The organism is Stenotrophomonas sp. PFBMAA-4, assembly GCF_030053215.1.
In the GTDB taxonomy this organism is placed as follows: domain Bacteria; phylum Pseudomonadota; class Gammaproteobacteria; order Xanthomonadales; family Xanthomonadaceae; genus Stenotrophomonas.
This window is the reverse complement of sequence record NZ_JASGBW010000044.1, coordinates 1-25,614: the sequence shown is the minus strand read 5'-3', so window position 1 is coordinate 25,614 and position 25,614 is coordinate 1. Positions and strand designations below refer to the sequence as shown.

The 25,614-nt window shown below is 67.3% G+C and carries 24 protein-coding genes and 1 tRNA gene; 17 read left to right on the top strand and 8 right to left on the bottom strand.

Going from position 1 to position 25,614, the window contains the following annotated elements:
• Positions 1-85 precede the first annotated feature (85 nt).
• The 4 genes from QMZ26_RS19850 to QMZ26_RS19835 form a co-directional block, all read right to left on the bottom strand.
• The gene (locus tag QMZ26_RS19850) at positions 86-1,606 is read right to left on the bottom strand and encodes a PH domain-containing protein (protein WP_283222452.1); all 1,521 of its coding nucleotides are present in this window, start codon (positions 1,604-1,606) and stop codon (positions 86-88) included.
• Between the two features lie 14 nt (positions 1,607-1,620).
• Positions 1,621-2,124 (bottom strand): PH domain-containing protein, encoded by a 504-nt coding sequence (locus tag QMZ26_RS19845; RefSeq protein WP_283222451.1) that lies wholly within the window; start codon positions 2,122-2,124, stop codon positions 1,621-1,623.
• A 77-nt stretch (positions 2,125-2,201) separates the two neighbouring features.
• Positions 2,202-3,335: a GTP cyclohydrolase II RibA gene (ribA, locus tag QMZ26_RS19840; RefSeq protein WP_283222450.1), complete on the bottom strand. Its 1,134-nt coding sequence runs from the start codon at positions 3,333-3,335 to the stop codon at positions 2,202-2,204.
• Positions 3,336-3,410: 75 nt separating this feature from the next.
• Positions 3,411-4,331 carry a lauroyl acyltransferase gene (locus QMZ26_RS19835; protein ID WP_283222449.1) on the bottom strand — a complete coding sequence of 307 codons (921 nt, stop codon included), beginning with the start codon at positions 4,329-4,331 and terminating at the stop codon, positions 3,411-3,413.
• A gap of 61 nt (positions 4,332-4,392) precedes the next feature.
• Here QMZ26_RS19835 and dtd point away from each other — a divergent pair, with 61 nt between their 5' ends.
• The 8 genes from dtd to QMZ26_RS19795 all read left to right on the top strand — a co-directional run bounded on the left by dtd (position 4,393) and on the right by QMZ26_RS19795 (position 12,549).
• Positions 4,393-4,833: a D-aminoacyl-tRNA deacylase gene (gene dtd / locus QMZ26_RS19830; RefSeq protein WP_079223626.1), complete on the top strand. Its 441-nt coding sequence runs from the start codon at positions 4,393-4,395 to the stop codon at positions 4,831-4,833.
• Between the two features lie 90 nt (positions 4,834-4,923).
• Positions 4,924-6,777, top strand: coding sequence for an RNA polymerase sigma factor RpoD (gene rpoD, locus QMZ26_RS19825; protein ID WP_283222448.1), 1,854 nt, complete (start codon positions 4,924-4,926; stop codon positions 6,775-6,777).
• Positions 6,778-7,023: 246 nt separating this feature from the next.
• A complete protein-coding gene (yjjJ, locus tag QMZ26_RS19820) occupies positions 7,024-8,424 on the top strand; it encodes a type II toxin-antitoxin system HipA family toxin YjjJ (RefSeq protein WP_283222447.1) in 1,401 nt (466 codons plus the stop codon).
• 182 nt (positions 8,425-8,606) lie between these two features.
• Complete coding sequence (locus tag QMZ26_RS19815) at positions 8,607-8,918, top strand: hypothetical protein (protein WP_283222446.1); 312 nt, start codon at positions 8,607-8,609, stop codon at positions 8,916-8,918.
• Between the two features lie 44 nt (positions 8,919-8,962).
• Positions 8,963-9,038, top strand: a tRNA-Ile gene (locus QMZ26_RS19810).
• A 372-nt stretch (positions 9,039-9,410) separates the two neighbouring features.
• The gene (locus QMZ26_RS19805) at positions 9,411-10,967 is read left to right on the top strand and encodes an ATP-binding protein (protein ID WP_283222445.1); all 1,557 of its coding nucleotides are present in this window, start codon (positions 9,411-9,413) and stop codon (positions 10,965-10,967) included.
• A gap of 73 nt (positions 10,968-11,040) precedes the next feature.
• Complete coding sequence (locus QMZ26_RS19800) at positions 11,041-11,460, top strand: H-NS histone family protein (RefSeq protein WP_283222444.1); 420 nt, start codon at positions 11,041-11,043, stop codon at positions 11,458-11,460.
• Positions 11,461-11,562: 102 nt separating this feature from the next.
• A complete protein-coding gene (locus tag QMZ26_RS19795; RefSeq protein ID WP_283222443.1) occupies positions 11,563-12,549 on the top strand; it encodes a glycoside hydrolase family 43 protein in 987 nt (328 codons plus the stop codon).
• Positions 12,550-12,605: 56 nt separating this feature from the next.
• Here the strand turns inward: QMZ26_RS19795 and QMZ26_RS19790 are convergent, their stop codons facing one another.
• Positions 12,606-13,361 (bottom strand): SDR family NAD(P)-dependent oxidoreductase, encoded by a 756-nt coding sequence (locus QMZ26_RS19790; RefSeq protein ID WP_283222442.1) that lies wholly within the window; start codon positions 13,359-13,361, stop codon positions 12,606-12,608.
• Between the two features lie 234 nt (positions 13,362-13,595).
• Entirely contained in the window at positions 13,596-14,237 is a 642-nt protein-coding gene (locus QMZ26_RS19785) for a glutathione S-transferase family protein (RefSeq protein ID WP_283222441.1), read from the bottom strand.
• A gap of 150 nt (positions 14,238-14,387) precedes the next feature.
• Here QMZ26_RS19785 and QMZ26_RS19780 point away from each other — a divergent pair, with 150 nt between their 5' ends.
• Positions 14,388-14,714, top strand: a complete 327-nt coding sequence (locus QMZ26_RS19780; RefSeq protein WP_283222440.1) for a hypothetical protein — start codon at positions 14,388-14,390, stop codon at positions 14,712-14,714.
• A 191-nt stretch (positions 14,715-14,905) separates the two neighbouring features.
• Positions 14,906-15,358 (top strand): PA2169 family four-helix-bundle protein, encoded by a 453-nt coding sequence (locus QMZ26_RS19775; RefSeq protein ID WP_079223597.1) that lies wholly within the window; start codon positions 14,906-14,908, stop codon positions 15,356-15,358.
• Positions 15,359-15,440: 82 nt separating this feature from the next.
• Here the strand turns inward: QMZ26_RS19775 and QMZ26_RS19770 are convergent, their stop codons facing one another.
• A complete protein-coding gene (locus QMZ26_RS19770) occupies positions 15,441-15,773 on the bottom strand; it encodes a KGG domain-containing protein (protein ID WP_283222439.1) in 333 nt (110 codons plus the stop codon).
• Between the two features lie 233 nt (positions 15,774-16,006).
• Between QMZ26_RS19770 and QMZ26_RS19765 the strand changes: the two genes are divergently transcribed.
• Positions 16,007-16,900: an NAD(P)-dependent oxidoreductase gene (locus tag QMZ26_RS19765; RefSeq protein ID WP_283222438.1), complete on the top strand. Its 894-nt coding sequence runs from the start codon at positions 16,007-16,009 to the stop codon at positions 16,898-16,900.
• Positions 16,901-17,167: 267 nt separating this feature from the next.
• A complete protein-coding gene (locus QMZ26_RS19760) occupies positions 17,168-19,702 on the top strand; it encodes a methyl-accepting chemotaxis protein (protein WP_283222437.1) in 2,535 nt (844 codons plus the stop codon).
• Positions 19,703-19,766: 64 nt separating this feature from the next.
• Here the strand turns inward: QMZ26_RS19760 and QMZ26_RS19755 are convergent, their stop codons facing one another.
• Positions 19,767-20,153 (bottom strand): DUF2628 domain-containing protein, encoded by a 387-nt coding sequence (locus tag QMZ26_RS19755; RefSeq protein WP_283222436.1) that lies wholly within the window; start codon positions 20,151-20,153, stop codon positions 19,767-19,769.
• Positions 20,154-20,364: 211 nt separating this feature from the next.
• On the opposite strand from QMZ26_RS19755, the gene QMZ26_RS19750 reads away from it, so the two are divergent.
• The 5 genes from QMZ26_RS19750 (at position 20,365) to QMZ26_RS19730 (ending at position 25,390) form a co-directional block, all read left to right on the top strand.
• Positions 20,365-20,529: a hypothetical protein gene (locus QMZ26_RS19750; protein ID WP_174208702.1), complete on the top strand. Its 165-nt coding sequence runs from the start codon at positions 20,365-20,367 to the stop codon at positions 20,527-20,529.
• A 436-nt stretch (positions 20,530-20,965) separates the two neighbouring features.
• Positions 20,966-22,894 (top strand): glucans biosynthesis glucosyltransferase MdoH, encoded by a 1,929-nt coding sequence (gene mdoH, locus QMZ26_RS19745; RefSeq protein WP_283222435.1) that lies wholly within the window; start codon positions 20,966-20,968, stop codon positions 22,892-22,894.
• A gap of 50 nt (positions 22,895-22,944) precedes the next feature.
• Positions 22,945-23,604 (top strand): alpha/beta hydrolase, encoded by a 660-nt coding sequence (locus tag QMZ26_RS19740; protein WP_108758933.1) that lies wholly within the window; start codon positions 22,945-22,947, stop codon positions 23,602-23,604.
• A gap of 3 nt (positions 23,605-23,607) precedes the next feature.
• Entirely contained in the window at positions 23,608-24,651 is a 1,044-nt protein-coding gene (locus QMZ26_RS19735; protein ID WP_283222434.1) for a sensor histidine kinase, read from the top strand.
• A gap of 4 nt (positions 24,652-24,655) precedes the next feature.
• Positions 24,656-25,390 carry a LytTR family DNA-binding domain-containing protein gene (locus QMZ26_RS19730; RefSeq protein ID WP_174213518.1) on the top strand — a complete coding sequence of 245 codons (735 nt, stop codon included), beginning with the start codon at positions 24,656-24,658 and terminating at the stop codon, positions 25,388-25,390.
• Positions 25,391-25,614: the final 224 nt, after the last annotated feature.

The window sequence follows — 25,614 nt, the reverse complement described above, 5'->3', positions numbered from 1 at the left end:
CCGAGCCCATGCTCGGCTGCGGCAAGCCGAGCATGGGCTCGGCTCTACAGTAGATCCACGCCATGCGTGGATGCCGGCCCCGCCGTCACCAGCGCAGCTTGCGCCGCGCGAGTGCTGCGGCCAGCTGCTCCATCACCTGTTGCGCCTGCGCCTGTGGCAGGTAGTTCAGCGCCAGCGCCACATCGCCATGGGCGCCGGCCGTGTCCAGCTGCAGGCTGGCGGTGCCCAGCAGCTTGTCCAGCGGCGAGCGCTGCAGGCGCAGGCCCTGCACCTTGTCCAGCTCGGCCCAGCGCCACCAGCGCTGCCACCAGCCGCCGCGCACGGCCACGAACTGGCCATCCAGATGCCAGCCCATGCGCGCCATCTGCCGATGCGCCACCAGCAGCGCCACTGGCAGCCAGGCCAGCACCAGCAGCCCCCAGGGGCCCCAGCGCCAGTACGCAGCGGCCGCCAGCAACGGCACCAGCACCAGGCTGCCCAGGCTCAGCCGCCACCAGCCGCGTTGCGGCAGGGCATGCCACTGTGCCGGCGGCCACTGCAGTTGCGGCAGCAGGTGCTGCACCAGCCCTTCGCAGGTGGTGGCCGCGGCCAGCGGCGCCAGCTCGCGCAGGGCGCGGTCGTCATCGCGTGCGGGGCCGCCGGCGGCGCTGTCGATGCGCAGTTGGCGCAGGCCGAACCAGCGCTGCAGCGTGCCTTCGCGCAGGGTCCATGCCTGGATGCGGCGCCGCGCCACGCTGCTGCGGGTGCGGCTGAGCAGGCCCGTGGACACGGTCAGCCGGCGTTCGCGCTCGCTCAGGGTGAAGCCGTGGTAGCGCAGCACGGTCAGCACCACCGACAGCACACGCAGCCCCAGCCAGCCCAGCAGCAGGGCGGCGGCCACCAGCAGCAGCGTGCCGGTCAGGCCCGCGTGCAGATGGCTGACGTAACCGAAGGCCTGGCGGCCACCGCGCTGGAGGGCGTCGTCCATCATCGGCCGTGGCACGGTCTGGAACAGCACGCCGACGGCGGCCGCGGCCAAGGCCCAGCCACGGTTGGAAAGCAGGCCCATGCGCAGCACGTCCCACGCCGACAGGCGCAGCAGCACGCGCTCATCCTCGTCGCCGGCGCTGTCCTGCGCTGCATCGCCGGGCACGGCCTGCGGCGCTTGCCCGCGCTGGCGCACCAGCCGTTCCAGCGCCAGCGCCTGGTCCAGCTTCAGTACGCGCATCTCCGCTTCCGGGCGCACGCCACCGGCCGATTCCAGGCGCAGCTCCGCCACCCCGAACAGGCGGTGCAGCGGGTTCTGCCGCACCTCCACGTTATGGATGCGGGCAAAGGGAATCTCGCGGCGGTTGCGCGACAGCAGGCCGCTGCGCACGGTGATCGCATCACTGCCGATACGGTAGCGGTAGCTGAGGTACTGCAGCACCGAGACCAGCACCAGCACGGCAATGGCTGACAGTGGAACCAGCTGTGCCCACATCGGGTCGCGGTCGCCGCGCTGGCCGAACACCAGCAGCGCCACCAGCGGCAGCAGGTAATGGCGCAGCTGCATCAGCAGCACGAACAGCCACGACCAGGGATGCAGGCGATGCTCCTGGCCATCGCCGGGCAGCGCAGGCGGCATGGACGGCGGCAGGCTCACAGCGCGTCGGCGTCCTGGTCGAGCTGGTGCGCGAGGGTGTCGCGCAGGCGCTCGGCATCGGCCTCGTCCAGGCCGCTGACGGTCACCGCGCTCAGGCGCGTACCGGCCGTGTGCACGATCAGCGTGGCCAGCCCGGCGCGGCGTTCCAGCGGCCCACGGCGCAGGTCCAAGTGCTGCACGCGGGAAATGGGGATGCGGGTTTCCAGCTGCCACATCAGGTCGCGGCGCAGGCCCAGGCCCTGGGCATCCAGCCGCCAGCGCGTACGGGTCATCCGCCGGTGGCCGAGCCAGGCGCCGAACGCAAGGCCCGCCAGCAGGCCGGCCGATGCACCCCACAGGCCACCGGGCAGATCGAAGAACCACCAGGCGGCGGCCAGTGGCGCGCCGGGCACGAACAGGCCGCCAAAGGCGCCCCCCAGCGCAGCCAGGCGGGCGGCGCGCAGCGGCAGCGGTTGCCAATGGTCCAGGTGCGGCGATGCAGGCGAAGGCAGTTCGGTCACGCGGGTGTCCGTCGGGCAGCGGGGCAGGGCGGTGGTGGCCATGGCCACCCCGCGCAGACGGTAGCAGGTCGGCCGCGTTACTGGGCGGCCTGGATCAGTGCGTCGACATCGAGCATGTGGCCGGCGCGGTCGGCCTTGGTGCGCAGGTAGTGCTCGTTCTCGGCGGTGATCTCGCCGGTGACCGGAATGCAGTCCAGCACTTCGATGCCGGCATTGCGCAGGCGCTGTGCCTTGGTCGGGTTGTTGCTGAGCAGGGCCACGCGCGAAATGCCCAGGCCGCGCAGCATCGCCACCGCACTGCCGTAGCGGCGCTCGTCGGCACCGAAGCCGAGCTGTGCATCGGCGTCGATGGTGTCCAGGCCGTCGTGCTGGTAGCCATAGGCGCGCATCTTCGCGGCGATGCCGGTGCCGCGGCCTTCCTGGTCCAGGTACAGCAGGACGCCGCCACCCAGTTCCTTCAGCTTGCGCAGGCCGCGCCGCAGCTGGTCGCCGCAGTCGCACTTGAGCGAACCGAACAGATCACCGGTCAGGCAGGACGAATGCACGCGCACCGGCACCACCGCCGACAGGTCGGGCTCACCGACGATGATCGCCACCTGGTCGCGCTGGGCCACGCCGCCGCGGAACACCGCGAAGGTGGTCATGCCGACGTCGCGCAGCGGCACCGGCGAGCGCGCCACCAGCTCGTAATCATGGGCGGCATGGGCCGCGCCTTCGGCCAGGTCGCACAGGGCCACCTCGGCCGCACCGTCGAAGGTGTGGTCGCCGGTGTCCAGGCGCACGGCCACCATGGCCGGCAGCAGCAGGCCCAGGCGGGCCAGTTCCACCGCGCCGGCATCGAACGCATCGCCCGCGCTCCAGCCTTCCGGCATCGGCCCCGGTTCGCGCAGGTAGCCCAGCGAGGGCAGGGCATCGAAGGCTACGCCGGCCAGCGGCAGGCGCGCACCCTCGGCGGCCTCTACGCCAAGCACGCGGGCCCGGGTGGCGGTCAGGAACAGGTAATGGCGTTCGCGCGCAGCGCTCGCGAAGGCGGCGAAGCTGCTGGCCGTGGCGCTGTCCAGCGCGATCACCGCCAGGCGTTGGCCCTGGCCATCGTGCAGCAGCACCGGGCGACCGGCACGCAGCTCGGCCACCGCGCGTTCGCAGCGGATCGCGGCGGGATCGCCGAACAGGGAAGAAGCAGGCATGGCAGGACCGGGGGAGGCGGACATCGCAGTCTCTATGGGGGCGCCAGCGCGGTATTCAACGTACTGCGGCAGCCGGTCGCAGACCAGCTGCCGCCGTCCTCAATGCGGATGCTCTTCGGTGGCGTACGGGTCATCTTCGCCGCTGCCCGGCGGGCGCAGCGTGTAGCGCTTGTAGGTCCACTGGTACTGGGTGGGATCGCGGCGGGCGATGCGCTCGATGCCGGCGTTGAGCGCGGTGGCCGCCACCTGCGGGTCCGGGTCGGCCACGGCCGGGTCGGTCGGTTCGATGTGCAGGGCGAATTCCATGTCCGGCCCGATGCGCTCGCACCAGCCGTACAGCACGGTGGCGCCGGTGCGCTCGGCCAGGCGGTTGACCAGGGTCATGGTCAGCGCCTGCACGCCGAAGAACGGCACGAACACGCCGTCGCCGGCCTTGGGCTGCTGGTCGGGCAGGATGCCGGTGGCACCGCCGTCCTTGAGCACCTTGAACAGCTGGCGCACCGCCGGGCCTTCGGCGCGCACCTGCTGCACGTTCTGGCCGCCACGCACCAGCTGCAGGAAGGCGTCGCTGGCCTCGTCCTCTGGTGGCTTGTAGACGATGGCGATCTGCCCGCGCGAGGCCAGCCACTGGTTCAACAGCTCCCAGTTGCCGTAGTGCGGGGCGGCCACGATCACGCCCTTGCCGCTGGCCAGGGCTGCGTCGTACAGGGCGGCCCCGTGGTGTTCCTTCAGGTGCAGGCGCAGGTTTTCGGCCGGCGGCCGGCTCCACAGGCGCAGGGTTTCGATGGCCTGCAGGGCGGTCGAGCGCAGCAGCTCGCGGTGCAGGCGGTCGCGCGCGTCGCCGGTGATCTCCGGGTAGGCCAGTTCCAGGTTGCGCCGGGTCACCCGGCTCTCGCGGGCGTTCAGGCGGATCCACGCCCAGGCCAGGGCGTGCGCGAACCCCCGCAGCAGCGGCCAGGGCAGGCGGGCGAACAGGGTGGTGGCGCGATGGACCAGCCGGGCTTTGCGTTGCGGATTCATTGGCCCCAGTTTAGCCAAGGGCGCTGCTATCGTGGCCGCCCCCGTTATCTGGAGCCCTTCGATGCTCGTCCTGATCCAGCGTGTCACCCAGGCTGCCGTGCATGTGGAGGGCGAGGCGGTCGGGCAGATCGGCCCCGGCCTGCTGGCCCTGGTGGGCATGGAACCGGGCGATACCGAGGCGCAGCTGCAGCGGATGGCCGATCGCCTGCTTGGCTACCGTGTATTTGCAGATGAGGCGGGAAAAATGAACCGTTCGCTGCGCGATACCGGGGGTGGGCTGCTTCTGGTCAGCCAGTTCACCCTGGCCGCCGATACCCGGTCGGGCATGCGCCCCAGCTTCACCAGCGCCGCCCCGCCGGACGAGGCTGAACGCGGGTTCAATCGATTTGTCGGGATCTGCCGTGAAAAACACGCCCCGGGGGTGGAAACAGGCCGGTTTGGTGCCCATATGGTCGTCAGCCTGGTCAACGACGGTCCCGTGACCTTCCTTCTCAGGCCCTAGGCCGCCGGGACCACCGCCCGGCAGGCGGGGCCCCGGGCTGGTATAATGCTACGTTCCCTATTTCTCCCTAGCCGGTGGCGCGAGCACTACATGGCCAACGAACGTCCTGCCCAATCCGAAATCAAGCAACTGATCAGCAAGGGCCTGGAACAGGGCTACCTGACCTACGCCGAAGTCAATGACCATCTGCCGGACGACATGGTCGACCCGGAACAGATCGAAGACATCATCGGCATGATCAACGGCATGGGCATTGATGTCCATGAAGTTGCGCCGGATGTGGAAACCCTGCTTCTCAACGACGGCAACACGGGCAACCGTGAGGTCGACGACACCGCGGCCGAAGAAGCCGCCGCAGCGCTGAGCGCGCTGGACACCGAAGGTGGCCGCACCACCGACCCGGTGCGCATGTACATGCGCGAAATGGGCACCGTCGAGCTGCTGACCCGCGAAGGCGAAATCGCCATCGCCAAGCGCATCGAGGAAGGCCTTTCGCAGGTGCAGGCTGCCCTGGGCCAGTTCCCGGTCTCGGTCGAATCGCTGCTGTCCGACTACGACGCCCACAAGGAAGGCAAGAAGCGCCTGGCCGAAGTGATCGTCGGCTTCAACGATCTCTCCGACGAAGTGCCGGCTCCGGCCGCTGCTGTGTCCGATGACAGCGACGACAGCGATGACGACGCCGACGAGGACGAGGACGATGATGTCGACGGCGGTGATGAAGAAGCCGCACCGACCGGTCCGGACCCGGAGGAAGTCGCCGCACGCATGCAGGCGCTGACCGACGCGTTCAATGCCTTCAAGAAGGCTGCCGCCAAGGGCGACAAGAAGAACCTGCCCAAGCTCCGCGAGGAGATGTCGGCGGTGTTCGTCACCCTGAAGCTGCCGCTGCCGCTGACCGACGTGCTGACCAAGCAGCTGCGCGACACCATGGCCGACATCAAGTCGCATGAGCGCCGCGTGCTGAACCTGGCCACCGTCACCGCCCGCATGCCGCGCAAGGACTTCATCCGTTCCTGGGAAGGCAACCAGACCAACCTGGAATGGGTGGAAGACGCACTGAAGCGCAAGCAGAAGTGGTCCTCGGCGCTGCGTGAGGTGAAGGACCAGATCGTGTCCGAGCAGCAGGCCACCATCGATATCGAAAAGCTGACCCTGCTGGACCTGGACGAGCTGAAGGAAATCAGCCGCGCCATGGCCTACGGCGAAGCCAAGGCCCGCAAGGCCAAGAAGGAAATGGTCGAGGCCAACCTGCGCCTGGTCATCTCCATCGCCAAGAAGTACACCAACCGCGGCCTGCAGTTCCTCGACCTGATCCAGGAAGGCAACATCGGCCTGATGAAGGCCGTGGACAAGTTCGAATACCGCCGCGGTTACAAGTTCTCGACCTACGCCACCTGGTGGATCCGCCAGGCGATCACCCGCTCGATTGCCGACCAGGCACGCACCATCCGTATCCCGGTGCACATGATCGAGACGATCAACAAGTTGAACCGCATTTCCCGCCAGATGCTCCAGCAGTACGGCCGCGAGGCTACGCCGGAGGAGCTGGCCAAGGAAATGGACATGCCGGAAGACAAGATCCGCAAGGTGATGAAGATCGCCAAGGAGCCGATCTCGATGGAAACCCCGATCGGCGACGACGAGGATTCCCATCTGGGCGACTTCATCGAGGACACCAACGTGGAGTCCCCGATCGAGAACACCACCAACATCAACTTGTCTGAAACCGTGCGCGACGTGCTGGCCGGCCTCACCCCGAGGGAAGCCAAGGTGCTGCGCATGCGCTTCGGCATCGACATGAACACCGACCACACGCTGGAAGAGGTCGGCAAGCAGTTCGACGTGACCCGCGAGCGCATCCGCCAGATCGAAGCGAAGGCCCTGCGCAAGCTGCGTCACCCGAGCCGCTCGGAGCAGCTGCGCAGCTTCCTGGATATCGACTGATACCCAGCGACGGCTGATGTGTTGAGAGAAACCCCGCTTCGGCGGGGTTTTTCTTTGGTAGCGCCGGGCCGCGCCCGGCGGATTGTTTGGAAAATTCGTAATTTTTACGTAACACTATTTCTGGTATCTGCTGCGGTTGGTTCCGAAAAAATCCATGTAAAACAATAGATTTTAAGTTTTACCCCGCTTGCAGGCCGCGTTCTTTTGCGCTAAATACGTAACACTATTCGTCTCCAAGGCCCGCCCATGGCCCGCCGCGCGCTCCTGCAACCCCAGGATCTGATCGCCCAGCTTCCCCCCGGCCAGCCACAGCCGGCGGCCGCGCTGGCCGAGCGCCTGGGCGTGAACCGCATGACCCTCAGCCGCCTGGTCGCGGCCAGTGGCGATCAGGTCGTGCGCCTGGGCCAGACGCGCGCCACCGCCTATGCCCTGCGCCAGCCCTCGCGCGTGGGCAGCGAATGGCCGCTGTACCGCCTGCGCGAAGACGCCACGCTGGAAGAGCTGGGTCGGGTGATCGCGCTCAGCGGCGACACCTTCCACGTGGACGCCAGCCGCGCGCGGCCCAACCTGCTGCGCGCACCGGACGGCGACATCGCCGCCTTCTTCCCGGGCCTGCCGTGGTACCTCGACGACCTGCGCCCGCAGGGTTTCCTCGGCCGCAGCTTCGCGCATGGCCGCGCGCGCGGGCTTGGACTGCCTTCGGATCTGGCCCGCTGGCAGCGCGACGACGTGCTGGTGGCGCTGGTGCATGGCGGCGGAACCGAGACCGGCGATCTGCTGCTGGGCGGTGAGGCAGTTCAAGCGGCCCTGGCTGCGCTGGATGCACCGCCTGACCGCGTGGATGTACGCGACCGCCCGCAGCAGTACCCGCAACGCGCGCGTGCCGCATTGGCCGGCGAAGACGTGGGTTCTTCGCCCGGCGGCGAGCAGCCCAAGTTCACCGCCACCGTGGAAGGCGACGGCGGTCGCCGCGCGGTGATCGTGAAGTTCGCCCAGCCCGATGGCGGCGAGGCCGCGCAGCGCTGGGCAGACCTGCTGGTCTGCGAACACCTGGCACTGGAAACCCTGCGCGCCGCTGGCGTGGATGCCGCCAGCAGTGAGTTGCTGCAGACGCCCACGCATACCTTCCTGGAAGTCACGCGTTTCGACCGCAGCGCCGATGTGCTGGGGCGCCGAGGCTTTGTTTCGCTGCTGTCGCTGTCGGCTGCGTTTACCGGTGAAGCGACGCTGGAGTGGCCGCGCGCGGGTACGCAGCTGCAGGCGCTGGGCTGGTTGTCTGCGGCGACCGTGCAGGCGATGGCGCGGCTGCATGCGTTTGGCCGGTTGATCGGCAACAGCGACATGCACCAGGGCAACATCGGTTTCCGCCTCGTTGATCGCGGCGCGTTGCCGCTGGCACCGGCGTACGACATGTTGCCGATGTCGTTGGCGCCGTCGCGGCTGGGTGTGCTGCGGCAGGATGTGCCGTTGGATGCGGTGGCGCCGCGTGAGAGCGGGGAGCTGGAGCATCTGCGCTGGGCGGCGCCACTGGCGAGCGAGTTCTGGGCGCGCGTTGCGGGGGATGCGCGGGTGGGGTCGGACGGATTGCGCGCGCTGGCGCGGGGAAATGCCGAGCGGGTGAGGGTGATGGGGGCGCGGTTCGGGTGATTTCGCGCTGTGTCGCATCTGCCGTTTGAATTCTCCCTGGCGCGGCCGCAGTCTGGTCGGGCAGATGCTCAACACATCCCGTAGGCGGGCCGGTTATCACCGGCACCGATGCAGACGCGCAGCAGGCCACGCATACCGCGTGCGGCCTGCTGCACCGATCCTTAAGCATCTGGAGTTACGCCATGAACGATGTGGAGCACGATACACTTGATTCCCTGCAGATCGACTTCCCGCCGCTGCTGGACTGGGAGGACGTACAGCAGGACGAGCGCGAGGACCGGCTGGGGTTCGCCCGCCGCACGACGTATGCGTTGCTGACGCTCTCTGGCTCTGGACTGGTTGAAGGCTTTGATGGTGGCAATCAGCCAGGGCTTGAATCGGCCCGGCGGACGGTGGCGCTGTTCCAGGCGCACCTGCGGCAGATGCAGCACTTTGCGGAGATTGCCGAGGTGCGGCTGGAGCAGGTGGCCAAGGCACTGGCCGTTGATGCCTGAGTAGCCGGGCGGGGGCGCGCTCCACTACACTGTGGCGCTGCGCAGGGCCTATAGCTCAACGGTTAGAGCAGGGGACTCATAATCCCTTGGTTCCAGGTTCGAATCCTGGTGGGCCCACCATCCAATCAGGCACTTGGGATCAACCGCTGGCCCACTCTGCCCGCCCAGCGCAGTCCAGTGACCGCTGGGTATCCGTCTGAGGGCTTGTGCCAGCCGGCAGCCGCCAGTCAGCAGCCACTGCTGGTACCGACAGCAAAGATCTCCCCAGCGCACCCGGTGGGTGCCTCCCCGTCGATACGGCATCGTGCAGTGTGTCGAAGGCCTACACAGCGGTTCACCCATACTCCCGCGTCGCCTTCGGTTTCAGGAACACCCATGCTTCCCACCGTCTCAAACCCCGAGTCATTGGCCTTCAGGTTGTTCAAGGACTGCGACTGGGTTCAGGGCAGAGGCATGCGTGGGGCAAGTTGCGAGTTCTGTTCTGCACTCAGCATGATCTTCGATTCGCCCGAACCGCTCTGGATTGCCTGGGGGCCTGGCGAAAAGCGCTTCTTTTTCAACGATGCGTACCTTCCACTGCTGCGTGGCAAGCTCCAAGGCGCCATGGGCAACCGTCTGGATGTCGTGTGGAGCGATGTATGGGGTGACGTCAAGGATCTGATCGAGGAAACCTTCGGTGGCAAGGCGCAAAGCCTGGCCAACATGAAGCTTCGCATGGACCGTGATGGCTTCCCGGAAGACACGGTGTGGACATTTTCCTATTCGCCGCTTCGAATCCGATCAGGCGAGGTGAAAGGAATGCTCTGTGTGGTAAGTGAACAGACCGAGCTTGTCGCCGAGCGGGACAGCCACAGCCGCCACATCGAGAGCATCACTGAAGAAGCGCGCGCAGCGCATCTGGAGCTGGTATCGGCACGGGAACAGCTGCGGCAGAGCCAGAAGCTTGAGGCCATGGGCCAGCTGACCGGGGGAGTCGCGCACGATTTCAACAACCTGCTGCAGGTCATCAGTGGCTCGGCCGATATGTTGCGGCATGTCGGCTCGCTGACGCCCCAGCAGTCCCGCTATGTCAATGGCATCGCCACTGCTTCAGACCGGGCGACCAAGCTGACAGCGCAACTGCTCGCTTTTGCCCGCCGGCAGAGTCTGACGCCGGAAGTATTCGACCTGGTGGAAAGCATCCGCTCGATATCGGATATCGTTTCGACGCTGGTCGGACCGAGGGTACAGATCGAGCTTGAAATGCCCCACCCATCCATACCCGTCATTATCGACCGCAACCAGCTGGATACTGCGGTGATCAACATCGCGGTCAATGCCCGCGATGCGATTGCTGGTAGCGGGAAGCTGACCATCCGGGCCGAAATCTGCGATGCCATTCCGGTCATCCGGTCCGGTGCGGTGGTAGCCGGGAACTATGTGGCGCTGAGTTTCAAGGACACCGGCTCAGGTATCGCCGCCAGTGCCATCGAGCGGATATTCGAACCCTTCTACACCACCAAGGAGGTGGGCGCAGGTACCGGCCTGGGGCTGAGCCAGGTGTTCGGATTCGTGAAACAGTCGGAGGGCGATATCGACGTGAAGAGCGTGCCCGGCGAGGGAACGACGTTCACGCTGTATCTGCCGCGAAGCCAGTTTCAAGGCAAGCCAGAAAAGGACCGGGACACGTTCCAGGATCTGTCTGGCAAGGGTATCTGTGTACTGCTGGTCGAGGACAATCCGGATGTGGCTGACTTCGCCTACAGTGCACTGAAGGGCTTGGATTATGGCGTCGTCCACGCATACAACGTAGACGAAGCGCTGCAGGAACTGGACAAGGACCATCAACGGTTCAGCGTGGTTTTCTCCGACGTTGTAATGCCTGGTCGCAGTGGTGTGGAACTGGCCCACATCGTCAAGGAGCGTTATCCGCAGCTCCCGGTCATCCTTACCAGTGGTTACAGCGAGCTCCTCGCTCAGGACCCCAACCACGGCTTCGTGCTGCTCAGAAAGCCTTACTCCTTGTCGCAGCTGGCGCAGGCGCTGTCCGAGGTCTGCAGGAATGAGTGAGGTGAGCAGTGCCACTGCATTTAGTGGTAACTAAAACTTGACACCCAGCCCGCCGCAGTAGACCTTTCCCCGCATGACTATCAATATCGAATCGCTCAGCCTTCGGGAGCTGGGCGCACTGGTGGCTGCGGCCGAACAGCGCAAAGCCCTCATCACCACCCGCCGCCCGGCCGCCGCCGTGCGCCGCCTGCTGAAGGCCGCTGCCGCCGAAGCCGGTTACACCATCGAAGAACTCTTCGGCGATGAAGCTGCAGAAACCGCCGCGCCGGCACGTAAACCTGCCCGCCGAAAAACTGGCAAGGTTGCGGCCAAATACCGCGATCCGGAATACAAGCGCCTGACCTGGACCGGCCGTGGCCGCATGCCGCGTTGGCTGGCACACAAGGTGTCCATGGGCCACAAGGTCACCGATTTCCTGATTCCGGGCCTGGCCCGGCCGACGGCAGGCAAGACCAGCAGCATCGGCAAGCGCACCGTCATCAAGAAAGCCTGAGGCCTGCGTCCCACTCCCGCGCATGGGGTGGGGCTGCCCGCGCATTCCGCATCTGAATCGATCTAATATGCTCCCAATCTATCCAGCACGGGAGCGCACGGCATGGCGTTGGGCAAGTGGATGATGGCCGCCTGCATGGCAGCGGCATTGGCAACGGGCGCGCAGGCCGCGCCGCCGGCCACCTCGGGTAATCCGATCCTGAAGGGGTGGTATGCCGACCCGGAAGCGGCGGTATTCGCCAACCGCTACTGGATATTCCCGACCACCTCGGCGGACTACGATGCGCAGATCACCTTCGATGCATTCTCGTCGCCGGATCTGGTGCATTGGACCAAGCATGCCGACGTTCTGAACGCGAAGAATGTGGCCTGGGCCAAGCGCGCGATGTGGGCGCCGTCCGTGGTGGAAAACAACGGCAAGTACTACTTCTTCTTCGCCGCCAACGACATCAAGACCGATAGCGAACTGGGTGGCATTGGCGTGGCCGTGGCCGACCGCCCGGAAGGCCCGTACAAGGATCTGCTGGGCAAGCCGCTGGTGGGTGCTTTCCACAATGGCGCGCAGCCCATCGACCAGTTCGTGTTCAAGGATGACGACGGCGCCTGGTACATGATCTACGGCGGTTGGAAGCACGCGAACATCGTCCGCCTGAAGGATGATTTCACCGGCGTCCTGCCGCTGGCCGATGGTTCGCTGTTCAAGGAAATCACCCCCGCGCCGGAATACGTGGAGGGCCCGCTGATGTTCAAGCGCGGTGGCCACTATTACTTCATGTGGTCCGAAGGCGGCTGGGGTGGCCCGGATTACAAGGTGGCCTATGCCATTGCCGATGCACCCACCGGCCCGTTCAAGCGTGTCGGCACGGTGCTGCAGCAGGATGAAGCCATCGCTACCAGCGCCGGCCACAACTCGGTGATCCAGGTGCCGGGCACCGACCGCTGGTACATCGTCTACCACCGCCGTCCGCACGGTGACACCGCCCGCGACCATCGCGAGACGGCCATCGAGCGCATGGAGTTCGATGCGCAGGGCCACATCCTGCCGGTGAAGATCACCCATGAGGGCGTGGCGGCCGATCCACTGCGCTGAGGGCCGCCACCGGATTCTTCCGGCGGCGGCTGTCAGGCGCGGTTGTGCGACCGCGCCTACGCGGGATTCATCAGCGCGAAGATCGCATCGTAGGTGCCGTCGCGTTCGGCCCAGCGTCGTGCGTGGTCAGCGTCCAGCAGCACTTCACCGCGTGGATGATCGCCGCGTTCCAGCTTCAGCAGCACCTGCTGCACGTAGTCCTGCACGGGCATGGCGCGCGGGTCGCTGGCCTGCGCGGTGCCGGTCAGCCCGGTCTGCACGTAGGGCGGCGAGAGTTCCAGCACGTCCACCGGCAGGTGGCGCAGTTGATGGCGCAGCGATACCAGCCACGAATGCAGGAAGGCTTTGCTGGCGCAGTACGTGGGGAAGCTGGCCAGGGGCAGGAAGGCCAGCGACGAGCTGGTGGCCATCAAGGTCGCGCTGCGCTGCCGGGTCAGCAGCGGCAGGAAGGTCGCGACCGTGCGCAGCACGCCCAGGATGTTGGTGTCGACGATGGCCTCGGCATCGAGGTCATCCCAGTGGCCGCTGGCCAGGTCTTCCGCACGCGAGATGCCTGCATTGGCCATGAGCACGTTCAGCGAGGGAAAGCGCGCGTGTACGACCTCGGCCACCTGCGCCAGCGACGCGGGGTCGCCGAGCTCCAGTGGCAGGCCGGTCATGCCGGGGCGCTGCGCGCAGAGGGCGTCCAGCAGTGCGGGGTCGCGGCCGGTGATGATGACCTGGTTGCCGCGGTCATGCAGGGCTTCGGCGAATGCGCGGCCAATGCCACGGCTGCCGCCGGTGATGAGGATGGTGTTGCCGGTGAGCTTCATGGGAGTGCCTTTCCAGAGGGGCTGGGGAAAGGCCACGGCAGGATGCATCCCTTCCAGCAGGAAGGGGAGGGCAGGACGGTACCGTGGCGCCTTTGATCCGGGTTCCCTCTGCTGAGGCCCTCCCGGGTGTGGGCGCGTTGGATGACGATAACGCCTGCGGCAGCGCCTGATGCAGGGCTGCGGCGCAGACTTTAGGCCTGTGCGGGTTGGGCGTCAATGTGGCGGCTGCTGCCGCTACTGGTTCTGGAACACCGCCAGTTGTGCGGCGAACGCGCGCTGGTACGCCGGCCGCGCCGTCGCGCGCGCCACGTAGGCAGCCAGCAACGGGAACTCATCGACGATGCCGCTGCTCTTCAGGCGCAGCAGCACCGAGACCATCAGCAGGTCGCCGGCACTGAACGCGCCGTCCAGCCAGGGGCCATCACCGAGCCGTGCTGAAAGTTCATCCAGCCGCCGCCGCACGCGCTCATCCAGCATCACCAGCCGCTGCGCGTACCAGGGCTGCTCGCGCTCCAGCACCCAGGCCATCGAGCGCTCGACGATGGGCGGTTCCACCGTGTTCAAGGCGGCGAACATCCAGACGATCGCACGCATGCGGCCGTCTGCATCCGCGGGAAGCAGGCCCGGATGCTGCTCGGCCAGGTGCAGGATGATCGCGCCCGATTCAAACAGCCGCAGATCGCCGTCCTCATAGGTGGGAATCTGCCCGAACGGATGGCGCGCACGGTGCGCGGGTTCCTTCATCTCGGCGAAGGTCAGCAGCTGCACGTCGTAGGCGATGCCCAGTTCCTCCAGCGCCCAGCGCACGCGCATGTCGCGGGCCAGGCCCTGGCCGCGGTCGGGGGAGGTGGCGAAGGCGGTGAGGATCGGGTGCATGGCAGTGCTCCTGCAGGCGAAGGGCCTGCCTTTCCTGTTCCGACGAACGACGGGGGCGGGAATCGACACCTGGCCGCACCTACCTGTGCATTTACCGAAATGGGGCCGCCGTCGGATACTTGAGAGACGCTCCACCGAGGTCATGGAACCATGAAACACCGTCGTCCCGCCCTCGTGCCACTTCCTCGTCCTCGCGGGGATGATGCTCCGTATCTTGCGTTTGCATGGTTCCGGGAGGAAGAGTACGCCAGCTTCAAGGCGCTCCTGCCTGAGCGGGACTGGCACGATACGTTTGCCGAGTGGGAGAAAGATATTGAGCGCCACGTGTGGCTCGCCAGAGTGAGTGGGGTCGGCACTGTCCGGGTGACAGTGGCGGTGGCCGACTTTGTGGAGTGGTGCCTGGCAAACGATCTGCCCGTTGAGCCGTCTTCGCTGTCGAAATTCGCGTCTGCACATGGCGAATCGCCGCATCCGTGAGGATGGACGAGAACGTTCTCTGAGCGTGAATCCCATGCAAGAGAACGTGAACAGTCAGTTGCCGTTCGAGACAGTGATTCCTGCATAAAACAGTGCTCACCCGCGCCGCACATGCACTTCTCCACTCTGGTCCTGCAGGCAACGGACACACCGCTGCCCTCATCCCGCAGACCCGATCAAGGAGAAACACCATGAGCACCCAGTCCACCATCGAACACCGCCTCAACGACCTGATCGAGATCGCCCGCGACGGCAAGTCGTTCTATGAAGAAGCCGCCACCAAGGTGAAGGACACCGAGCTGTCCGCACTGTTCGTGCGCATCGCCGGTGTCAAGGCGCGCATCGTGTCCTCGCTCAGCAGCGCCGTCGTCGCCACCGGTGGCAAGCCGGCCGAGCACGGCACCATGGTCGGTTCCATGCAGCAGTTCTACGGCAAGGTGCGCGCCGCCTTCGGCGATACCAACTACGGCTACGTGGCCGAGCTGGAAGAATCCGAAGACCGCCTGCTGGGCGCGTTCAAGGACGTGCTGAACGACAACGACCTGCCGCCGGCCGTGCGCCAGGAAGTGACCGCGTGGCTGCCGGAAGTGCAGGATTGCCACCGCGTGATGCGCGACCGCAAGCATGCGATGAAGGCGGCCTGATCCCCAGCTTCGGCTGAGTGATCGCTGCAGTGCAGGGCCCCGCCATTGGCGGGGCCTTGTCGTTATTGGCCCAGACGAAGGGTCAGCCCTGTTGGGGGTAGGGCGACGCCGGTGCGGCAGGGGCCTGCGGTTCGTCTTGCATCTGTTGCTGCTGCTGCTGCTGCTGCTGCTGGCGCTGCGCATTGGCATGCCGTGCATGCCCGCCCTCGCGGCCGATCGCCGCCATGTGCTGGCGGTTGCGGCTGATCGCCTCGCCGCCCTTGCGGCCGGCGACGCGTGCCTCGGCGGAACTGAATTCATGCGCGTTGCCCGATGCGTGGGCCGCGCGGCCGCCCTTGGCGGCGATGGCGCGTTGCTTGTCTTCATCCATCGAGGCGAAGCCGCGATTCTGTGCGCCGTGGGGTGCATTGGCCATGCTGTGTCTCCTGTGCGGAAGGGACGCCGCCAGCTTCGACGACCGCTTCCATCCTGCACAGGCGGGGCTAATGGCAGGTGCATATCCCCACCGCTGCTTTCACGCCGGCCATGCACGCGCTTGACGCCCCGCTACCAGGCCGCGCACGTGAACAGGCTGTTGCCGAGCCTTCGCCCGCGCCTAGAATCGGACCATCCCGGTAGCTCCCGGGCGTTGTCGAGTGAATGGATTCAATGAAGATCCTGTTGACCGGAAGTTCCGGGCGGATCGGGCGCGCGATCTTCGGTGCGCTGGCTGCCGAGCACGACGTGGTGGGGTTGGACCGCAGCCCGTTCAACACCACCCGCATCATTGCCGACATCACCCACCGCCAGGCGCTGGAGCGCGCCGTGCGGGGCGTGGATGCGGTGATCCACACCGCGGCCCTGCACGCACCGCATGTCGGCCTGGTGCCTGATGAGGTGTTCCAGCAGATCAACGTGGACGCCACCGCGCAGCTGCTGCAGCTGGCCCGGCAGGCGGGTGTGCGCCGCTTCGTGCTGACCAGCACCACGGCGCTGTACGGCCACGCCGTGGTGGCCGGTGGCTGCCGCTGGATCGATGAAACCACCGACCCGCTGCCGCGCACCATCTACCACCGCACCAAGCTGCAGGCCGAAGCGCTGGCCGAGCGCGCGGCAGGGCCGGGGTTTGACGTACGCGTGCTGCGCATGGCCCGCTGCTTCCCTGAGTCGCCTGAACGCATGGCGATGTTCCGCCTGCACCGCGGCATCGATGCGCGCGACGTGGCCAGCGCGCATGCGGCACTGCTGGTGGACGAGGGCGGTGCCTTCCAGCGCTACATCGCCTGTGCGGCCACGCCATTCCAGCGCAGCGACTGCCTGCAGCTGGCCGCCAACCCGCGCAAGGTGCTGGCCCGGCGGGTGCCGCAGCTGCTGGCCGAATTCGAGCGCCGCGGCTGGCCGCTGCCGCTGAGCATTGACCGCGTCTACGACAGCAGCCGCCTGCGCCAGGCGCTGGGCTGGCAGCCGCGCTTCGGCCCGGAGGGCGTGCTGCAGCAGTACGCGGCGGGCAGCATCGAAGTGCTGCCGCGCACGCAATGGGTGGGCGACCGCGTGGTGGAGTAGAGTCGAGCTTGCTCGACTGCTCCTGGCATCAGTCGAGCAAGCTCGACTCTACGCGACGGAACGTCGAGCAAGCTCGACGCTACGTGAGTCCATTCAGGTTCCCGCAGGCGGATTTCCTCAACCCGCCCCGTCTGCGGCCGCTAACCCGGTGCGTGCCTTGCCACCGTGGGTTCCGATCCGCAGCCGGCAGGCGGCCGCGCGAGGGATCGCGCATCTGCGCGGTACCGTCGTGGTGCCGGTTGTCCTGAACTGCCTGCGGATCCATCCATGCCTTCTTCCCGCTCTGCCGCTGCCCGTCGCCTGGGCAGCATCGCCCACAAGCTGATGCTGGGCACTGCTTCGATCGCGCTGCTCTGCTTCGGCGTGACCGCCTTCCTCATCTACCGCCAGGCCAGTGCCAGCCTGGTCAATGCCTCGCGCCAGACCATGGGCAGCGAAGCGATTGCCGAGGCGCGCAAGGTCTCGGCCGATCTGGGCACGGCGTTCGCCAGCAACGATGCGATGGTGGAAACCGTGCTGGCCCAGCGGGCCCGCGGCGATGCCCCGGACCGTGCCGCGCTGGCCGCGGTCATCGGCGAACAGCTGCACGCGCACCCGGAATGGGTGGGCAAGAGCACCATGTGGGAGGCCAATGCCTTCGATGGCAAGGATGCGGACTTCGTGGACAGCGAAGCGCACGATGCCACCGGGCGTTTCATGAGCTACTGGGCCTGGGAAGACGGCAAGACCCTGCAGTCGCCGATGACCGCCTACACCGATCTGCCCGACGGCTCGGGTGACTGGTACATGGGGCCGAGCAGGGACAAGCTGCCCAAGGTCAGCGAGCCGTATGCCTACGCCATCGGTGGCCAGCAGGTGCTGATGAGCACGCTGAGCACGCCGATCGTGGAGAACGGCGCCTTCCTGGGTGTCTTCACCGTCGATTTCTCGCTGGCGGCGCTGCAGAAGCACTTGGCCACGCTGACCCCGATGGGGGCCGGCCGGGTCGAACTGCTTTCGCCCAAGGGCGTGGTGCTGGCGGCAGCCAATGCTGCCGAGATCGGCAAGCCGCGCACCGATGCGGCCACCCAGCAGATGCTGGCGCAGATTGCCGAGGGCAAGACGTTCGAGGCGTTCGAGCCGGATGCCGAAGGCAACGTGCGCCTGTACGTACCGATGCAGGTGGGCGATGCCCCGCAGCACTTCGCACTGGGCGTGGTGGTGCCGCACGCCGTGATCGTGGCCGAAGCCCGGCAGCTGCTGTGGCTGACCCTGCTGGTCGGCGTGATCGCCGCGCTCACCCTCAGTGCCGGTGTCTACGTGCTGCTGCGCCGCCTGGCCATCCGCCCGCTGGCGCAGGCCGTGCGCATCGCCAGTGACGTGGCCGCCGGCAAGCTGGACACCGCACTGCCGCCGCGCAGCAACGATGAAGTGGGCCGCCTGCTGGAAGCGATGCAGGGCATGCGTGGCACGCTGCAGGCGGTGATGGCGGCGCAGGCGGACATGGCGCAGCGCCATGACGAGGGCCAGATCAGCTACCGCATGGATGCCAGCGCCTTCCCCGGCGAATACGGCCGCATGGTGGCCGACAGCAACCAGCTGGTGGCGTCCAGCAACGCGGTCACCCAGCGCCTGGTGGACGTGATGCAGCGCTACGCCGTGGGCGACCTCAGCGTGGACATGGACGCCCTGCCGGGCGAGAAGGCGGTGTTCACCGCCGCCATGGCCACCACCAAGGCGAACCTGGGGGCGATCAACGAGCAGATCCAGCAGCTGGCGGCCGCCGCGGCAGCCGGTGATTTCGCCGTGCGTGGCGATACCCAGCGCTTCGAGCACGACTTCCGCCGCATGGTGGAAACGCTCAACACCATGATGCAGGTGAGCGACCACAACCTGGCCGCGCTCTCCACGCTGCTGCGCGCGATTGCCGCCGGTGACCTGAGCACGCGCATGCAGGGTGATTTCCACGGCGTGTTCGCGGTGATGCGCGACGATGCCAACAGCACGGTGCAGCAGCTGACCCAGATCGTCGGCCAGATCCAGCAGTCGGCGGCGAGCATCCGCCTGGCGGCCGGCGAGATCGCCTCGGGCAACAGCGATCTGTCGCGCCGGACCGAACAGCAGGCGGCCAACCTGGAAGAGACGGCCGCATCGATGGAGGAACTGACCTCCACCGTGCGCCAGAATGCCGAGCACGCGCAGCAGGCCAACAGCCTGGCGGCATCGGCGGCCGGCGTGGCCAGCGAAGGCGGGCAGGTGGTCGGCCAGGTGGTGCAGACCATGGAGCAGATCGAGAACTCTTCGCAGCGCATTGCCGAGATCATTTCGGTGATCGACGGCATCGCGTTCCAGACCAACATCCTGGCGCTCAACGCTGCAGTGGAAGCGGCGCGTGCCGGCGAGCAGGGCCGCGGTTTCGCCGTGGTGGCCAGTGAAGTGCGCGCGCTGGCGCAGCGCTCTGCCGGCGCGGCCAAGGAGATCAAGGGGCTGATCGACGCCTCGGTGGCGCAGGTCGGCGCAGGCGCGCAGCTGGTGCACGGTGCCGGCCGCACGATGCAGGAGATCGTCGGCCAGGTGGGCCGGGTGAACGACATCATGGCCGAGATCTCGGCCGCCTCGCGCGAGCAGTCGGCGGGCATCGAGCAGGTCAACCAGACCGTGGTGCAGATGGACGAAACCACCCAGCAGAACGCGGCGCTGGTGGAAGAGGCGACGGCCGCCGCACGGGCGATGGAGGACCAGGCCGAGCAGCTGGCGGTGGCAGTATCGCGCTTCCGCCTGCAGGCCGATGCGCCGGCGGCGGCGAAGCTGCGCGCGGCCTGACGGCACAGACGACGACGCCCGGCCGGAGCCGGGCGTGATGCACATCCGCACCGCTGGCCGTGCGTCAGATGAAGCCGTCGAACGGGTTCCAGCTGGCACGGCCCTTTACCTGCTCCAGGTAGTAGCCGTAGTTGGTGCAGTGGGCCAGCAGCGCGCAGAACCCACCGATCAGCCCTTGGACCAGGATGGTCGGCAGCACGAAGGCCAGTGCGAACAGGCCGATGAAGATGGCGATCATCACCAGCGCCTTGCGCCACATGCCCAGGGTCAGCAGGTAGATCCAGCTGAAGAACAGGGCAAGGAAATTGATGTTGATCGTCAGGCGCTCGCCGACGGGCAGCGCTTTCCAGGCCGGCGCGAAGCGCGGATCCTTGGGCGAGCCGTGCTGCTGGTAGAAGTTGAAGCGGAACTGCCACTTCGCGCTGAAACGGGAAAGATCGATGGCATTCATGGGAACGTCCGTGTAAGAAAACGTTTTCATGATAAATGCGTCGCATTCAGCCAGCCAGTCCGGGCCGCAAGAAATGTGACGCTGAACCAGTCAGGGCCTTGCGTCCGGGCGTCGCACCGTCACCCACCCTTCTTGTTTTTAGGATAGGGTGCGCAGTTCCGCTGTCGCTTGGGCCTTGGCCTGCGGTCGGCGGGATGTCCACGGAGGTTGCATGACCACACCTGTTACACCGGAAAACGCACCCGGCCCGGTGCTTCTGCCGACACCCGAAGTGGTGCAGGCACAACAACTGCTCGCCCGCCAGCAACTGGCGGTGGCGATGGACCGCGCGCGCACGGCGGCCAGCCGCGATCCGGCTGCGCCCGAGACGATCTAGCCCTGGCGGGTGCCAACGCTGGTTGGCACCCTTCTGCGCAGAACGAGCATCGGCCAACCCAGGTTGGCCTCTCCCGGTGCATCTGCGGCCGAATTCCCTGATTGGGAATCGTTATCATTTTGCTCGATCCAGTTTCCGTCGCGCCTGCGTGTGCGCGGCATGCTCGAGCCCGCCATCGCCCGCTGTTTGCTGAATGGGGGAAATCCCCGGCGTAAACCTTCGCGCTCACCTTACATTTGCCCTCTTATGCTGGGCCGCATTTTCGATTCCGCCCCGTTGGAGATCGTGTGGGTTCCGGTAGTGACAGACATCGACTGCGCGGCGTGACGCCGTCGCAGGCAGGGCAAGTGCGGGCGCCGGGAATGCGCGCGGGGAACCCTGGTGCATGCCGCCTGGCCAGGATGGCCAGTTGCGCTGCCTGGGCGGAGTAGACGCGATGGAAGCTCAAACCACCTCCCACGCCGGCCCGGGCAACCCCGAGCTGGATGCCGGCTGGGCGCTGTTGCCGCCCGAAGCCCCCCTGCAGATGCCCGAGCAGACCCTGCGCGAAGGCAAGCTCAAGGTCCGTCGCCACCGCACCTCGCCGCGCATGATCAAGCTGCGCCGCCTGTACCTCTTCGGTGGTACTGCGGCGATGACCGCCGTGGCCACGCGGATGATGTGGCGGGTCCTGTCCACCGACGGCATCAGTGTGCTCGAGGCCTGCCTGCTGGTGTTGTTCGTCGGCCTGTTCGCCTGGATCGCGCTGTCCTTCGCCAGTGCCGTGGCCGGCTTCCTCACTGCCGTGTTCGACCGCGGCTACCGCCTGGGCATCGACCCGGACAAGCCGTTGCCGATCGTGCACAGCCGCACCGCGCTGCTGATGCCCACCTACAACGAAGACCCGCGACGGCTGCTGGCTGGCCTGCGCGCGATCTACGAATCGGTGGCTGCCACCGGGCAGCTGGAACGCTTCGATTTCTTCGTGCTCAGCGACACCCGCCGCGAGGACATCGCCCGCGCCGAAGAGCGGGTCTTCAACGAGCTGCGCGAGCTGGTGCCTGATGGCCGGGTGCGCCTGTTCTATCGCCGCCGCAGCGACAACGGCGCACGCAAGGCCGGCAACATCGCTGACTGGGTGCGCCGTTTTGGTGGCGCCTATCCGCAGATGCTGATCCTGGACGCCGACAGCCTGATGACCGGCGACAGCATCGTGCGCCTGGTGGCCGGCATGGAACACAACGCTGACGTCGGCCTGATCCAGACCCTGCCGTCGGTGATCGGCGGCCGCACCCTGTTTGCCCGCATGCAGCAGTTCGGTGGCCGCGTGTACGGGCCGGTGATCGCCCGCGGCGTGGCCTGGTGGCATGGCGCCGAGAGCAACTACTGGGGCCACAACGCGATCATCCGCACCCGCGCCTTCGCCGACCAGGCCGGCCTGCCGGCCCTGCCCGGGCGCAAGCCGTTCGGCGGCCACGTGCTCAGCCACGATTTCGTCGAAGCGGCGCTGATGCGCCGGGGCGGCTGGGCCGCGCACATGGTGCCCTACCTGGGCGGCAGCTACGAAGAAGGCCCGCCGACCCTGACCGACATGCTGGTGCGCGACCGCCGCTGGTGCCAGGGCAACCTGCAGCACGGCAAGGTGGTCGGCAGCCGCGGCCTGCACTGGATCAGCCGCGTGCACATGCTGATCGGCATCGGCCACTACTTCACTGCGCCGATGTGGGGCATGTTGATGCTGATCGGCATCGCCATCCCCCTGTTCCAGGAAGGCATCGATTTCAATGCGCTGCTGCACCTGTCGCCCAGCGTGTACTGGCGTGCGCAGGACGAGGAGCAGGTGGTGCGCCTGTTCGGCGCGACCATGGCCGTACTGCTGCTGCCCAAGGTGCTGGGCTACCTGGCCATGCTGCTGGACCCGGTGGATCGCCGTGGCTGCGGTGGCGCCTTCCGCGCCTTCGTGTCGATGCTGGTGGAAACCGTGCTGGCCGCGCTGATGGCGCCGGTGGTGATGTACGTGCAGTCGCGCGGCGTGGCCGAAGTGCTGTCCGGCCGCGATTCGGGCTGGGACGCACAGCAACGCGACGACGGCGGCATTTCCTGGATGGCGCTGGTCCGTGGCTATGGCGGGCTGGGCGTGTTCGGTGCCTTCATGGGTGTGCTGGCCTGGGCGGTATCGCCGTCGTTGGCCGCGTGGATGGCACCGGTGGTGATCGGCATGGTGCTGGCCATTCCCGTGGTGGCGCTGACCTCCTCGCGCGGGCCCGGTGGCTTCCTGCACCGCCTGGGGCTGCTGGACATCCCCGAGGAAAACACGCCGCCGCCCGTTCTGGTGCGTGCCGCCGAACTGCGCCGCGAAGCGGCCCAGCAGCCGCCGCTGTACTGATCGCCCCATGGCGGCGGCATAATGCGGCTCGAACTTGAAGGAGCCGCATCATGCTGCAAACGGTGGAACAGGAAACCGGCGCCTCGCCGCAATGGTCGGTGATCTGGCTGCATGGCCTGGGGGCCGATGGCCATGATTTCGCGCCGATCGTGCCCGAGCTGGTGCGCCCGCACTGGCCGGCGCTGCGCTTCGTGTTCCCGCATGCACCGGTGCGGCCGATCACGATCAATAACGGCGTGCCGATGCGCGGCTGGTACGACATCGTCGGCATGGATTTCCGCTCGCGTGCCGACATGGCCGGTGTGCGTGAATCGGTGGCCCAGCTGGATGCGCTGATCGCGCGCGAGATCGAACGCGGCGTCGCCGCCGACCACATCTTCCTGGCCGGCTTCTCGCAGGGCGGGGCGGTCATCCTCAGTGCCGCGCTGGAACGTACCGCGCCGCTGGCGGGCCTGATCGCCCTGTCCACCTACCTGCCCGATGCAGAAGCCGCCCGCCGCGTCGACGGCGCGGTCGACGTGCCGGTGTTCATGGCCCACGGCAGTGGCGACCCGGTGATCCCGCTGGCGGTGGCCGAGCACAGCGCGCAGGTGCTGCGCACGCTGGGCCTGTCGCTGCAGTGGCAGCGCTACCCGATGGCGCACCAGGTCTGCGCCGAGGAAATCCAGGCGCTGGGCGACTGGCTGCAGGAACGGCTGGGCGTGGCCTGAGCCATGGCTGCCAGCGCCAGCGCCCCGTGGATGCCGGAACTGTGCCGCCTGCCGCGCATGCTGGCGATGCTGGGCCTGGCCGAACTGGTGGTGGTGGTGCTGGCCCTGGCGCCCGATGGCAGCCGCCACTGGACGCTGGGCGAGCTGGCCTCGGCCAGCGGTTTCGCGTTGTGGCTTGCGCTGGCGGTCAGCGCCTGCCTGTGCCTGCTGCGGCGGGCACTGTCGACCCTGCCCGAGGTGCTTGGCGCGGTGCTGGCCATCGGCTTGTCGGCGTTCATCGCGGTGGCCTGCGCCGGCGTCGTCCACGCCCTGTACGCGGTGCTGGGTGACAACTTCACCCGCGGCATCAGCTTCTGGCGTTTCACCCTGGGCAGTGCTGCAACCACCGCCCTGATCACGGCACTGGCGCTGCGCTATTTCTATGTCAGTGACCGCTGGGCCGCGCAGGTGCAGGCCAACGCACGCGCGCAGGCCGATGCCCTGCAGGCGCGCATCCGCCCGCATTTCCTGTTCAACAGCATGAACCTGATCGCCAGCCTGCTGCACCGCGACCCGGCCGTGGCCGAGCGTGCGGTGCTGGATCTGTCCGATCTGTTCCGTGCCGCGCTGGGCGCCGGCGAAGGTGATTCGACCCTGCGCGACGAATGCGAGCTGGCCGAGCGTTACCTGTCGATTGAATCGCTGCGCCTGGGCGAACGCCTGCAGGTGCGCTGGCAGCGCGAGGAACCCCTGCCGTGGGACCTGCCGCTGCCGCGCCTGGTGCTGCAACCGCTGGTGGAAAACGCGGTGCTGCATGGTATTTCGCGGTTGCCCGAAGGCGGGACCATCGAACTGCTGCTGGCCTGCACGAACAGTGAGCTGCAGATCACAGTTCGCAATCCGGCGCCGGATCCGCAGGCCCCGGGGCTGGCCCTGGCACGCGGTGCCGGCCACGCCCAGCACAGCATCGGCCATCGGCTGGCGTGGCGCTTCGGTCGTGCCGCGCGGATGACGGCCGGCTGGAGCGAAGGCTACTATGCCTGTCAGGTGACAGTGCCGATCCAGTGAGGGAATGAGCGTGAGGGTAGTCATCGCCGATGACGAACCGCTGGCCCGCGAGCGCCTGCGCAGCCTGTTGGCAGCGCAGGAGGGCATCGACGTGGTGGCCGAGGCCGGCAACGGCGAACAGGCCCTGCATGCGTGCGCGGAACTGCAGCCGGACCTGGTCCTGCTGGATATCGCCATGCCTGGCCTGGACGGCCTGGAAGCCGCGCGTCACCTGGCCAGTTTCGAGCCACGGCCGGCGGTGGTGTTCTGCACCGCCTACGACGCGCACGCGCTGTCGGCCTTCGAGGCGGCAGCGATCGATTACCTGATGAAGCCGGTACGCGCCGAACGCCTCGCGGCGGCCATTGCCCGTGCGCGCACGTTCCTGGCCGGCCGCGATGGCCAGCCCGAGCACAGCGGCGGCCAGGCCCGCAGCATGCTGTGCGCCCGCCTGCGTGGCAGCCTGCGCCTGATTCCGCTGGATGACATCCACTACCTGCAGGCCGAAGAAAAGTACGTTGTGGTGCACCACGCACGCGGCGAAGACCTGATTGAAGAATCGCTGAAGTCGCTGGAAGAGGAGTTCGCCAGCCGCTTCGTGCGGATCCACCGCAACTGCCTGGTGGCGCGCCATGAACTGGTGGAGCTGCGGCGTGGCGTGGGCGGGCAGGTGCAGGCGGTGCTGCGGCATGGCAAGCAGCCGCTGGAAGTGAGCCGCCGGTGCGTGGCGACGCTGAAGCAGGAACTGCGGCATCTGTAGGGTTCCGCGCGGCCTGCGGCCGCGACTGCTTTCAGATCAACATCAAGGCCACAGCGGGTTGGTCGGCTCGTTGTTGTTACGTGCTGGGTCGGGCCGCGGGGGGGGGGGGGGGGGGGCGCGCCCACAAAAAAAAAAAAAAAAAAGGGGGGGGCCCCCCCCCCCCCGCCCGGGCCCCCCCCCCCCCCCCCCCCCCCCCCCCCCCCCCCCCCCCCCCCCCCCCCCCC